A 13,337-nucleotide genomic window follows, 5' to 3' on the forward strand; every position below is an offset into this window, starting at 1 on the left:
CAGGGTGCTCGCCAACGCACGCGGACTACAAAGTCCGCGCAACTTGCTGCTGATTGCGCGCCGTGGGCTGCCACACCGCCGAGCGCTGCCCGCGCACATAGCGCCACCAGCCCACCAGCAGCGCCAGGTTCATGTAGTAAAAGTGCCCCACGAAGCGCAGCCCGGCCAGCGGCAGCACCCTGCCCAGCAGCCCCAGCAGCGGCAGCCCCAGCTGCCCCGCCAGCGCCAGCTGCCAAAACCAGCCGCCGCCCCGCGCCACCAGCGCCACATTGGTAGCCAAACTCAGCAGTAGCAAATGGGGCGTGAGCCACCGTAGTACCTTGTGCGACCAGAAGGCCAGCGCCGCCCCCCGCCACGGCGGCCACAGCAAGGCTTTGAACTCGTGCAGGTTCTGAAAATTACCGACCGAGATGCGGGCCTTGCGCCGAAACTCCTCGGCGGCGTGGTCGCCCACGTCTTCGGTGGCGCGGGCGGCGGGGTTTAGCAGCACCCGGTAGCCGGCGCGCAAGGCGGCCATTGAGATAAAAAAGTCATCTACCACGAAGCCCACCGGCGCGGGCGTATAGGCTGCCCGCCGCACCGCGAAAGCCCCGCCGTGCGCGCCCATCGCCGCCCCCCAAATCAGGCTCTCCTGGTATTTGAAGTGGTTTTCGCGGGCCAGGTAGGTGCTTTCCTGGGTCGTGACGCCCGCCCCGGTGCCGGGCAGCGCGGGTGGGGCCAGCACGCCTGCACCCACCAAACCTACTTGCGAGTTAGCGAAGTGTTTCACTAGCTCGTAGAGCGTATCGGGCCCGAAAAACACGTTGGCATCCGTCAGCACCAGCACGGGCGCGGTGGCCTGGGTTGAGAGGTGCTGCATCACGCCGGGCTTGCCCTGGCGCTCGGCAAAAGCGGTGAAATGCAGCTGCGGAAACTCGGCAACCAGCTTTTGCAGCAGGGCATTGGTTTGGTCGCTGGAATTGTCGGAGCCGACCAGCAGGCGCACCTTGGCTAGCGGGTAGGTGGTAGCGAACGTAGACCGGATTTTCTGCTCGATTACTTCTTCTTCGTTGTGGGCAGCCAGCAGAATATCCACGGCCGGCAGCTCGGACGTGTCGGGCGCGAATACCGGGCCGGGCAGAGCTTTGCCCCTACTCAAATACTTCAGTAGCAACGGAAAGCCGACGTAGGAATACGCTACCAGCCCGCCGCTCAGCAGCACTAATACGCTCAGCAGCCAGCTCATGAAGCCACGGGGGCCGGCTGCCGGGCCGCGATGGCCTGCTGGTACAGGGCCACGAAGCCCTGGGCCACGGCCTCGGTGCTGTAGCGGGCCTGCGCCACCTCGGCCGCCGCCGCGCCAATGGCGGCCAGCGGCAGGCGGCCATGGTAGTAGTCGCACAGGGCGTCGAGCCAGGCGGCGGCCCCGTCACGCAATAATATTTCCGCGCCGTCCTGGGCGTCAATGCCTTCGGCCCCGATGCTGGTGCTCAGAATAGCCTTACCCAAGGCCATGCCCTCCACGATTTTAACGCGCATGCCGCCGCCACTCAGCAGGGGCACCAGCATCAGGTCGTAGGTCTGCATAAAGTCGGGGGCCGACTCCACGAAGCCGTGGATGAAGACGTTGTCTTGCCCCTCGGGGCGGCTGGTGAGGTGGGCGGGCGGCGCGGTGCCCGCAATGTGCAGGGTCAGCTCGGGCAGCTCGCGGTGGGCCTGCGGCCACACCTCGCGCAAAAACCACTCGACGCCCTCCAGGTTAGGCAGCCAGTTCAACGAGCCCAGCATAAACAGCGAGCGCGGCTGCGGCCGGCGGGCGGGGTCGGGGCGGAAGCGACTGGTGTTGGCCGGGGCGGGTACGATGGCTACCGGCGCGGGGCAGCCCAGCTCACGCAGCCGGTCCACGTCTTCCTGCGTGATGGCGGCCACGGCGTCGACCTGGCTTAGCATCCAGGTTTCGAAGCCCTTGATGCGCTCGGCCAGGTGCTGCAAGTACCATTTTTTGAGCGGGTTGCGCTCGCGCCCAGCCAGCCGCGCCCAAATTACATACTCCACGTTGTGCGCCCGCAGCACCAGCGGCGGCCCGGCCGGCAGTTGCCCGGCCGCCTGGGCGCGGCGCACCACGCCCGCGTACCAGGCCACAAAGGTGCTGTCGAAATGAACTACGTCGAACGTTTCGCTTTTTAACACGCCAACCAACTTCGCTTCGAGCGCGGGGCTTACGAAACGTTCTACGTTGTAAGGCAGGGCGTTAAAACTGTACGTGAGGCCGAGTCCGAGCAAATTGCGTAGCGCCTTCCAGGGCGAAAGGCGCGTGTCCACATCTACGGTCAGCATCCGCACGTTGGGCCCGAGGTGGTCGAGGGCGGTGGGCGGCTGGTGGTGTTTGGGGGTGTTCACGGCCAGCACCGTCACGCGGTGGCCGGCTTCGCTCACGCCCCGGATTATCTCGTAAACGCCGATGGCCCCGCCATCGTGGGGCGGGTACGGCACGCGGTAACAAACTTGCAGAACATGCATGGCCGGCGAAGATACTGCCCGCACTATGCTCGGGCCGATGCCCGCCACGCAATGGCCGCCTGCACGGCCTGCCACAGCACTTCCGCACTGCGCGCCCAGGCAAAGCGGCGCACATTCTCCAGCCCGGCCGCTTGCAGGCGCGCGCGCAAGGCGGCGTCTTGACTGAGTTGAGCCAATCCTTCGGCAATGTCAGCCGGCGCGTTGGGGTCGCAGAGCAAGGCCCCCGCCGCGCCACCTGCCACCTCGGGCAAGGACGATAGGTTGGACGTGAGCACCGGGCAGCCGCTGGCCTGCGCCTCCACCACGGGCAAGCCAAAGCCTTCAAAGAAAGGCACGTATACCGTAGCCAGCGCCGCCCCGTAGAGGCCCGCCAAATCGCCCTCACTCACGCGGCCCGTGAAATGCACGGCCGCCTGCACCGCGGGCGGCAGCGCCTGGTAGGCCTCAAAAATTGGCCCGGCCCGCCACGCCTCGCGGCCTACGATGAGCAGCTGCGTGTCGGTATTTTCGCCTTTCTCCTTAAACAAGCCAAAGGCCCGCAGCAGATTACCCAGATTCTTACGCGGCTGCAAGGCCCCCACAAACAGGAAATACGGCCGCCCCTGGCTGAACTGCTGCCGCACGGCCGCCTGCCGCGCCGCGGGCTGCGGCTGAAAATGGGCGGCGGGCGCGTTGTAGGCCACTTTTATGCTTTCGGCGGGCAAGCCAAACTGCTGGGCGATGTCGTCGCGGGTGGCCTCCGACACGGCCACTACCTGCTCGGCGGCGCGGGCAAAGCGCGGCATAAAGTGCGTGTAGTAGCGCTGCATGAGGCCGGCCACGTCCTGCGGGCGGTGCAGGTAGGCCAGGTCGTGCAGCACCGTGACGCGGGGCGTGCGGGTGCCCAGCACCGTGAAGCCCTCGGGCGAGAGCAGCGCGGCCGGACGGTGCCGCCGCAGCCACCACGCCACCGCGCCCTCGTACCAGGCCAGCATCAGCAGCGGGTGGCGGGCCGGGGGGTAGAGCACGTGCGGCACCACGTTGGGGCCGAAAAGGTAGCGCTTGTCAAAAGCCCGGTCGAAGAGGAAGTGAAACGTGCAGTCGGGGTGCTGGCGCACCAGCTCGCGCAGGGTTTCGTAGGTGTAGCGGCCCAGCCCTTCGAGGTGGCCGCCGGGCAGGAGGAAACGGGTAGTAACGGCAATGTTCATTGACTTTGAAAAACGTCCGTCATGCTGAGCGCAGCGTAGTGGAGCCGAAGCATCTCTACCGCTTCGTTGCTAGATGTAAGAAGTTAGTACTCCGATAGAGATGCTTCGACTCCGCTGCGCTGCGCTCAGCATGACGGACGTTTTACTCTTCTCCCTTCTTCGCCTTCTCATTTATACTGCTGGTGCAGGGCCTGAATCTGGCTTTCGTTGCCGAGCACGAGCAGCACGTCGCCGGTGGCGGGGCGGTAGTCGGCGGCGGGGCTCACTTCGAGCTCGCCGCCCTGGCCCCGACGCAGGGCGATGATGGTGGCCCCGGTGCGCGAGCGCACGTCGAGCTCGCGGATGCTTTGGCCGCGCAGGGCGGCTTTCAGCTCGTTGAAGGGCAGCTCTTCGAGGCGCAGCTTGTTGGGGTCGAGGCCCGAAATCATGTCCAGAAACTTGATGACTTCGGGGCGGATGATGAGGTTGGCCATGTGCGAGCCGCCGATTTCGTCGGGCAGCACCACCGAGTTGGCCCCGGCCGAAAGGAGCTTGCTGACGCTGCTGCGGGCGCTGGCCCGGGCAATGATGGTGATGCGCGGATTCAGCTCGCGGGCGGTGAGGGCCACGAACACGTTGTCGGCATCTTTGGGCAGGGCCGTGATGAGGGCGCGGGCGTGTTCGATACCGGCCTGGCGCAGGGCAATTTCGGTGGTGGCGTCGCCGAGCACGGCCGGAATCTGGCGGTGGCCGGCCTCGGCGGCGGCGGCCAGCAGGGCCTGGTTTTGCTCGACTACCACGGCGCGGGTGCCGCTGTGGCGCAGCTCGTCGTAGGCCTTGTAGCCGTTGCGCCCAAAGCCGCAGACGATGACGTGGTCGCGGAAGCTCTTGATTTCCTGGTCGGCGCGAATCATGCGAAAGAGGTGGCGCAGCTCGCCGTCAAAAATATAGGTAGTGAGCACCGACACGAGGTAGGCCACCACCAGCAAATTAAACAGAATGTAAAACGACGTAAACAGCCGCCCCACATCAGACAGCGGCCGCACCTCGCCAAAGCCCACCGTAGAGGCAGTGATGACGGTCATGTAAAACGCATCGACCAGCGGGTAATTTTCGAGCAGCATAAAGCCGCCCACGCCCACGGCAAAGCTGAAGAAGAGCAGCCCAAGGGCCAGCCAGAGGCGCGAAAGATTGAGTTGCTTTAGCATATATTTTTCGCGCAGTGTCTCGCAGTGTTAAAGCGCAGTGTTCCGCAGTGCTACTCTAGCAAACACCGCGAAACACTGCGTTTTAACACTGCGAGACACTGCGCGAATGCATACTTAATCACGAATTACGCGCCACTACCGTGCCCAGCAGCTGCGCCAGCTGGCCGTCGAGCTTGGTTAGTTCATTGTAGCGCAGCAGCACGTTGAGCTGCTCGTTGCTGTCGAGGTGGCTGTCTTGCAGCTGGGTCAGGCACTGCTGGCGCTCGCGCTGCACGTGGCACTTGTTGAGGCGCAAAATGGCATTATCGCAGGCCAATTGAATCAAATTCAGCTCGGTAGGCACGTAGATGTCCTTGATGCGCCAGTTGGGGCTGAGGTCGTAGCGCTCGGTGGCAAAGTCGGCCAGCAGGCTGCGGATGGCCGCATCTTCGTGGTGGGCCAGCAGGCGCAAATCGGGCAGCTGGCCTTGCAAAAAGGCCTCGCGGCACTCGGCCCACAGCCGGGCGTAGAGCGGGTGTTGCAGGGGCGTACCTTCGAGCTGGCTCAGCAGGTAGTGCGCCACCGATACCCCCTCCTGCACCTCGTGCGGGCCATACAGCACCAGCAGGCGCAGCACGGCCTGCTCGCACTGGGTCAGCACGTCGAGCGGGGCGGCCAGCTCGGCCAGGCCGGGCTCGGGGCCGGCGAGCTGCGCGGCTTCTTCTTCCGAGCCGTGGGTGGCCCCGTACATGGCCATCTCAATTTCCTCCTCGGGCGTGAGCGGGCGCGGGTTGGCGGCGGCCAGCGCCGACGGGCTGGCCGGCTGAGCAGATGGGGCAGCCGGGCGCGGGGCGGGCGGCGGCGCGCTGCTTTTACCGGCGGCCGGGGATTTGAGGAGCTTGTTGTATTCGGTGATAATCACCTGCTCATCAAAGCCAAACGTCACGGCCGTTTGCTGCAAAAACACCTGGCGCTTGAGGCCATCGGGCACTTTGGCAATGCTTTGCAGCACCTCCCGGATGGCCTCGGCCTTCCGGATAGGGTCGGCGCTGGCCTCGCGGGCCACGAGCGTGGTTTTGAAGGCGATGAAGTCCTGGCTCTGGCTTTCGACGTAGTCGGCAAAGCGCTGGTCGCCCACCTTGCGGATGTAGCTGTCGGGGTCATCGCCGTCGGGAAAGAGCACCACGCGCACGTTGAGGCCGCCTTCGAGCAGCAGGTCGATGCCGCGCAGCGAAGCTTTGATGCCCGCCGCGTCGCCGTCGTAGAGCACTGTCACGTTGTCGGTGTAGCGCTTGATGAGGCGAATCTGGCCTTCGGTGAGCGAGGTGCCCGACGAAGCCACCACGTTTTTGATGCCGCCCTGGTGCAAACTCAGCACATCGAGGTAGCCCTCCACGAGGTAGCACAGCTCCTCGGAGCGAATGCTTTGCCGGGCCTGAAACAAGCCGTAGAGCACGTCCGACTTGTGGTAAATCTCCGACTCGGGCGAGTTGAGATACTTCGCCATCTTGTCGTCGCGCTTCAGGGTGCGCGCCCCGAAGCCCACCACGCGCCCGCTCACGTTGTGAATCGGGAACATGACGCGCCCCCGGAAGCGGTCGTAGCGCCGGCCGGTGTCCTGGCCCTGGTCGTCTTGGCGCTGCACCACGAGGCCGGTTTTTTCGAGGTACTTGAGCTGGTGGCCAGCCTTTTCGGCGCTCTTCAGCAGGTCGTCCCACTGGTCAAGCGAGTAGCCCAGCTCGAAGGTTTGGATGGTACCCAGGTTCAAGCCGCGCTCACGCAAATAGCCGTAGCCCACGCCCATGCCTTCCTCGGTTTTGAGCAGCAGGCCGTGGTAGTGGTCTTTGGCCCAGTTGCTTACGATGTACTGCGAGTCGCGCTCGTTCTGGCGCAGCTGCTCTTCGGGCGTGCGCTCTTCGACTTCGGGAATATCGATGCCGTACTTTTTGGCCAACGCGCGCAGGGCTTCGGGGTAGCTGCTGCCCTCGATGTCCATTACGAAGTTGACCACGTTGCCCGACTTGCCGCAACCGAAGCACTTGTAGAAGCCCTTGGCCGGCGCTACCGAAAACGAGGGCGATTTTTCGTTGTGAAACGGGCAGCAGGCCCAATAGTTTTGCCCGTTGCGCTTGAGGGGCACGTAGTCGCCCACCACCTCCAGAATGTCGGCGGTGTGGTAAATCTGGTCAATTATTTCTTTCGGAATGCGGGCCACGGCAGAGAATTAAGGCCGTCAAATTTACGCCCGCCGGCGCGGCGGGGGCTTGCGGTCCCCAGGCACCTCTTACCGCTCGCCCACCGGCCCCGCACCGGGCGGCCCAGCCGCTGCTACGCGCGCTAGTAGTTACTCAATCAGCCAGCTACATAGGGCATTACTCAAGCTTTTTCATTAACCCGTCCAGCTTATCGCCGTATGTGGGCTACTTCACAAGGCTATCTGGTCTTGATTTTTTACAAACGGCGGCCACCGGCTAGCTGCGACATGCTCACTCTTTTTATCCACACCGCATGACACCACATTCCGACACTCATCTGCACACTACCACGACCCCGGTGGTAGCGCTCAAGCGCATTTCGTGGGGCGCTATTCTGGCCGGCGCCGTGCTGGCCCTCGTGCTTCAGCTGGCCCTGAGTTTGCTGGGCCTGGGCATCGGTCTGGGCACCATCGACCCGCTCACCGAGCAAGACCCCATGGCCGGCATCGGCGTCGGGGCGGCCATCTGGTGGGTGGTTAGCATGTTGATTTCGCTGTATCTGGGGGCCTCGGTGGCCGGCCGCCTGGCCGGCATGCCCCGCCCCACCGATGGCCTGCTGCACGGCCTGCTCACGTGGTCGGTGGTCACGCTGTTCACGTTTTACCTGCTCACCACGGCCGTGGGCCGCATCATCGGCGGCGTCACGGGCGTAGCCGGCCGGGCACTGTCGGGTGTGGGCAGCGGCATTGCTGCCGTGGCCCCGCAAGCGGGCGAAGCCATTAAAGGCGAGCTCAAAGAGCGCGGCATCGACCTCAACGACGTGAAACGCGAAGCCCGCCTGCTGCTGCGCCAAACCGGCAAAGCCGAGCTGAGCCCCGAAGCCCTGGAGCGCCAAGCCAAAACTGCCGGCCGCGAGGCCAAAGACGCCGCCGGCCAGAGCGCGGCCAACCCCCAGGCCGCCGACGACAACTTCGACGACGTAATCGACCGCCTCGGTGATGAGGCGCGCGGCATCGGCAACGCCGCCGACCGCGACGCGGCCGTGAACGTAGTGATGAAGCGCACCGGCAAGAGCCGCGCCGAGTCAGAACAGATTGTCGATAACTGGATTGCAACCGCCAAAGCCGGCCAGGCCAAGCTGGCCGAGGCCAAAGTGAAAGCCGAAGCCGTGGCCCGCGAAACCGGCGACAAGGCCGCTGCCGGCCTCTCTAAGGCCGCCCTGATGATGGCGCTGGGCCTGGGTCTGGGGGCCGGGGCCGCCGCCTTTGGGGGCCGCCGCGCCGCCCCGCGCTCGGTGGTAGTGGCCGCGTAGCACGGCGGAGGCCCGTTGCGGCGAGACTCTCGCAGCCAAATTTTACAGCAGAAGCCCGGTCATTCAGTTGGCTGGGCTTCTTTGCTTTTTAAAGCTTTCACCTTCAAAGGTTTTTAACGCTGCTTCGATAGGTTAGGAGTAGCGCGAGCTTTGTAGTTTGCGCCTCTGTGCCGATTGCCCCCTCCTGGCGGCGTGGGGGCGCGAACTACAAAGTTCGCGCTACTAGCCGGCCGGCTTTTCAACAACGTACCAAAGTAGAGCTCAATACCTCCTGCCTTTGCCAAGCCAACGATAAACGGCTTGGTGCCCAACGCAAAGCCGCCCGGCCAATTACTTGACCGGGCGGCTTTTACATTTTTATAGGACTCCTCGGCCTAGCTGAGGCGGCGAACTAGGGGCGCGGGGCCGGCGACGGCTCGGGAGCACCGTTGGGGCGCGGAGTGGGCGGCGGGGGCGGCACGTCGCCGGGGCGCGGAGCCGGCGACGGCTCGGGGCGGGTGGCCGCATCGAGGGCCTGAGCGGCGGTAAACTCCTTTTCTACCTTGGAGTAGCCGGGGGGCGAGATGCGCTTGCCGCTGCTGGTGATGAAGGTCGGCTTAATCTTGAGCGTGAAGCGCAGGGGCTGGCGGTCGCGGTCGGCGAGGCCGAGGGCAAAGTCGGCCAGGCTTTCGCCCGTTTTGTCACCCAGCACGTCGCGCAGGTTGCTATTCACCAGCACGGGGGCCGTGGTGACGCCGCCGTTGGCAGGCACCTCGATTCGCTGGCTGGTGCGGCCCTTGGCTACCTCCTTGCCGTCGATGAGGGCGATGTAGTCGAACTCGTTGAGCGCGGCGGTTTCGGAGTTGGGGTTGCGAAACTCCAGGTTGGCGCGCATGCGCAGGGGCACGTTGCCGGCGGTGGCGGCGGCCAGCAGCAGCGCCCGCTCGGCGGTGCCGAGGTCGGGGGCCTGGCGCGTGTTCAGCACGTTTACGCCCGCAATGGTGGCTTGGTCTATCGAAGCCAGGCGCACATCGACATCTTTGAAGGCCTTGGCCTGCTGCACCTGCTCACTGATGCCGCACTGGCTGAAGCTGGCCACTGCTACCAGGCCGGCCACGGCCTGCACCGCCGCACGGCGGCTGGGTAAGAAAGAGAAAAACATGGGGAGAGGATGGAAAGAAAGTTGGAGTATTCCGGACCTTTTACTAACAATCTTCCAAATAGTTGCGCACACCCTTTCTTGCGCACGCAGCTTCATTTGGGTGGCAGGTAGCGCTTCAGCTTATCAAGCGCGTCAGGGCTGCCACGTTGCCCGCGTATACGGATTAGAACCAAAGCACAAGCCGCCAGCTTCTTAGCGGCCGGCCACACCCTTGTGTCGGCTGCGTACTAGCAGCCAGCTTATTTAGCCCTAACCTTTCCACTTTTTGCTCGGCCCGTTGCATCTTTGCGCAACTTCCGGCGGCTGAACTCGGTATGCAGCCCAAGCAGGAAGGGCGCGAACCCTCCCTGCCGGCTATCGGTTACTTGTGCAGCAGCACGTATAGGCTGCTGGCTACCAGTATCCAGCGACCGAGCTGCAACAGCAGCTTAGTCGGGAGCCTGACGGTAATTACTATGTAATCACCGTCCCTGTTTGGTTTTTTCTCCATAGACGTTCGAGTTAATGGGGAGAAAGAACACCCACTTCGAAGCCCGTGGCTGCAACCACGGGCTTCGCCTTTTTTCAGCCGAAGCTGTCGAAAGGCACCGTGGTTGGCGGGAGACTACCGCACAGTGCGGCAAAGGTAGTGCGTACTTTAAGTCTGCGGTGAGTGGCTGGTTGAAAGAGGCATAGCTAACGCTATTCACGGCCTTCACGGGCGGACTAAAAGTCCGCGCTACGCTTTTCGTAGCTTTGCGCGATTCAACCAGCCTAGCAAATGCCCGCCTACCGCCCGCAAGAGATTGAAAAGAAGTGGCAAGCCCACTGGCAGCAGCACCACACGTTCCGCGCCGATAATAATTCTGACAAGCCCAAGTACTACGTGCTCGACATGTTCCCTTACCCCTCGGGGGCGGGGCTGCACGTGGGGCACCCGCTGGGCTACATTGCTTCCGATATTGTATCGCGCTACCAGCGCCTGCAAGGCCGCAATGTGCTGCACCCCATGGGTTTCGACTCGTTTGGCCTGCCCGCCGAGCAGTACGCCATCCAGACCGGCCAGCACCCGGCCGTGACCACCGAGAAGAACATCGAAACCTACATCCGGCAGCTTCAGCAGCTGGGTTTCAGCTACGACTGGGAGCGTGAGGTGCGCACCTCCGACCCCAGCTACTACAAGTGGACGCAGTGGATTTTCCTCAAGCTGTTCAATAGCTGGTATAATCTCGACACCGACCGGGCCGAGCCCGTGAGCGCGCTCATCGCCAAGTTTGCCGAGGGCGGCAGCGCAGGCATCCGCGCCGCTGGCGATGACGAGGAGCGCCACGACTTCACGGCCGGCCAGTGGCAGATGATGAGCGAGAAGCAAAAGCTCGCCGCCCTCCTCCCCTACCGCCTGGCGTATCAGCAAGATACCTTCGTGAACTGGTGCGCCGCGCTGGGTACTGTACTGAGTAATGACGAGGTGAAAGACGGCCTCTCGGAGCGCGGCGGCTACCCCGTCGAGCGCCGCCTCATGCCGCAGTGGAATCTGCGCATCACAGCCTACGCCGACCGCCTGCTGCAAGGCCTCGATACCCTCGACTGGCCCGACGCCGTGAAGGAGATGCAGCGCAACTGGATTGGCAAGAGCATCGGGGCCGAGGTGAGCTTCCCGGTGCAGGACCACGAAGGCACGGTGATTAAGGTGTATACGACGCGCGTCGATACCATCTATGGTGCGACCTTCCTGGTGCTGGCCCCCGAGCACGAGCTGGTCGATACCCTCACCACGCCCGCCCAGCGCGGGGCGGTGGATGAATACATCGCCGCCACCAAGCGCCGCTCGGAGCGCGACCGCATGGCCGACGTTAAAACCGTATCGGGCGTGTTTACGGGCGCGTATGCCCAGAACCCCGTCGATGGCACGCCCGTGCCCATCTGGCTGGCCGACTACGTGCTGGCCGGCTACGGCACCGGCGCCGTGATGGCCGTGCCCAGCGGCGACCAGCGCGACTACCTCTTCGCCAAGCATTTCGACCTGCCCATCCCGGCCATTTCGGACGCTCAGAAGGACCTCGACCAGCAGGCTGACCCCACCAAGGAAGGCCGCTACATCAACTCGGGCATCGTGAATGGCCTGGGCTACAAGGAAGCCACCGCCACGCTCATCGCCTACCTCGAAGAGAAGGGCCTCGGCAAGGGTAAGGTGAATTTCCGCCTGCGCGACGCCATTTTTGGCCGCCAGCGCTACTGGGGCGAGCCCATCCCGATTTACTACAAAGACGGCACCGCCTACGGCGTGGCCGAGGCCGACCTGCCGCTCGTGCTCCCCGAAATCGACGAGTACAAGCCCACCGAAACCGGCGAGCCCCCGCTAGGCCGCGCCAAAGACTGGAAGTACAAGGGCCAGTACGAGTTTGAGCTGAGCACCATGCCCGGCTGGGCCGGCTCCAGCTGGTACTACCTCCGCTACATGGACCCGCACAACGCCGACCGCTTCGTGGGCGAAGATGTGGAGAAATACTGGGGCCAGGTTGACCTCTACATGGGCGGCGCCGAGCACGCCACCGGCCACCTGCTCTACTCCCGCTTCTGGTACCTGTTTTTGAAGGACCTAGGCCTGGTCACGGCCAATGAGCCCTTCCAAAAGCTGATTAACCAAGGGATGATTCTGGGCCGGTCGAACTTTGTGTATCGGTTGAAAATAGAGTGGGACAACGATGAGCTTAAATTAAAGGCTCCCCCCATCTTTGTTTCAAAGCAAATTGTTGATGTCCTCAGCAAAGAGGATTACAAAGGCAAGCCAGAAGAAGAAACGTTTAAAAAACAACTTATTCTTATTCAAAAAAGGCTAGCAAACCGCTTCGGCTTGCTTGGTGGAGTAGAAACATGTTCCATTCCTTATGGACAATCTGATTTCGCTACGCCTCTTAATGCTAATGTATCGCATGTTGTTGACGACATATTAGACGAGTATCTTTTTAGAACAGATTCTCACCTTGGCAATTTGGATGAGGCAGAATTTATCAGATATTCTGACGCATACACCTGCGGCTGGGAAATTGAGAAAATGTCCAAGTCGAAGTACAACGTTGTTAATCCCGACATACTGACTAAGAAACATGGTGCGGACGCGCTGCGCCTCTACGAAATGTTCCTTGGCCCGCTAGAGCAGTTCAAGCCCTGGAATACCAACGGTATCAGCGGCGTAGCCACGTTCCTCAAGAAGTTCTGGCGCCTCTTCCACCCCGAAGACGGCGCGCTGGCCGTGACCGATGAGGCCGCCAGCCCCGCCGAGCTGAAGACCCTGCACCGCGTCATCCAGAAGGTGGCGCAGGATATCGAGAAGTTCAGCTTTAACACCAGCGTGAGCACCTTCATGATTGCCGTGAACGAGCTCACCGCCCTCGGCACCCGCAAGCGCGCCGTGCTGGAGCCGCTCGTGGTGCTGCTCTCGCCCTTTGCCCCGCACCTGGCCGAGGAGCTGTGGCACGAGCTGGGCCACGCCGAGAGCATCAGCTTCGCCGCCTACCCCGAGTTTCGCGAAGAGTACCTGGTGGAGGCCAACGTGACTTACCCCGTAGCCATCAACGGCAAGGTGCGCGAGCAGCGGCAGTTTGCCGCCACCGCTACCGCCGCCGAAATCGAGGCTGCGGTTCTGGAATCGGACTTCCTCACCCGCTTCGCCGAGGGCAAAGCGCCCAAGAAAGTGGTGGTAGTGCCCGGTCGCATGGTCAACGTAGTGGTGTAACATTCGGCTTACACCCGTCATGCTGAGCTTGCCGAAGCATCTCTACCGCTTCGTCCAAACGGTGCGGTAGAGATGCTTCGGCAAGCTCAGCATGACCAAAGCAAAGGGTAAAGCAAGAAGCG

At 63.1% G+C, this 13,337-nt stretch carries 8 protein-coding genes; 2 read left to right on the forward strand and 6 right to left on the reverse strand.

What is annotated here, in order from left to right:
* Positions 1-25: 25 nt before the first annotated feature.
* The 5 genes from VFO93_RS09470 to dnaG form a co-directional block, all read right to left on the reverse strand.
* Entirely contained in the window at positions 26-1,225 is a 1,200-nt protein-coding gene (locus tag VFO93_RS09470; RefSeq protein ID WP_325134123.1) for a glycosyltransferase, read from the reverse strand.
* Positions 1,222-2,499: a glycosyltransferase family 4 protein gene (locus VFO93_RS09475; protein WP_325134124.1), complete on the reverse strand. Its 1,278-nt coding sequence runs from the start codon at positions 2,497-2,499 to the stop codon at positions 1,222-1,224. The genes VFO93_RS09470 and VFO93_RS09475 overlap by 4 nt, the downstream gene beginning before the upstream one ends.
* A gap of 23 nt (positions 2,500-2,522) precedes the next feature.
* Complete coding sequence (locus VFO93_RS09480; protein ID WP_325134125.1) at positions 2,523-3,686, reverse strand: glycosyltransferase family 1 protein; 1,164 nt, start codon at positions 3,684-3,686, stop codon at positions 2,523-2,525.
* Positions 3,687-3,853: 167 nt separating this feature from the next.
* Positions 3,854-4,873, reverse strand: a complete 1,020-nt coding sequence (locus VFO93_RS09485; protein ID WP_325134126.1) for a potassium channel family protein — start codon at positions 4,871-4,873, stop codon at positions 3,854-3,856.
* 118 nt (positions 4,874-4,991) lie between these two features.
* Complete coding sequence (gene dnaG / locus VFO93_RS09490; RefSeq protein ID WP_325134127.1) at positions 4,992-7,067, reverse strand: DNA primase; 2,076 nt, start codon at positions 7,065-7,067, stop codon at positions 4,992-4,994.
* A gap of 293 nt (positions 7,068-7,360) precedes the next feature.
* Here dnaG and VFO93_RS09495 point away from each other — a divergent pair, with 293 nt between their 5' ends.
* On the forward strand, positions 7,361-8,359 hold the full coding sequence (locus VFO93_RS09495) for a hypothetical protein (protein ID WP_325134128.1): 999 nt from the start codon (positions 7,361-7,363) through the stop codon (positions 8,357-8,359).
* Positions 8,360-8,750: 391 nt separating this feature from the next.
* On the opposite strand, the gene VFO93_RS09500 is transcribed toward VFO93_RS09495, so the two are convergent.
* A complete protein-coding gene (locus VFO93_RS09500; protein ID WP_325134129.1) occupies positions 8,751-9,500 on the reverse strand; it encodes an LEA type 2 family protein in 750 nt (249 codons plus the stop codon).
* Positions 9,501-10,260: 760 nt separating this feature from the next.
* On the opposite strand from VFO93_RS09500, the gene VFO93_RS09505 reads away from it, so the two are divergent.
* A complete protein-coding gene (locus VFO93_RS09505; RefSeq protein ID WP_325134130.1) occupies positions 10,261-13,215 on the forward strand; it encodes a leucine--tRNA ligase in 2,955 nt (984 codons plus the stop codon).
* The last annotated feature ends 122 nt before the right edge of the window (positions 13,216-13,337 follow it).

The organism is Hymenobacter sp., from assembly GCF_035709525.1.
Lineage (GTDB): Bacteria > Bacteroidota > Bacteroidia > Cytophagales > Hymenobacteraceae > Hymenobacter.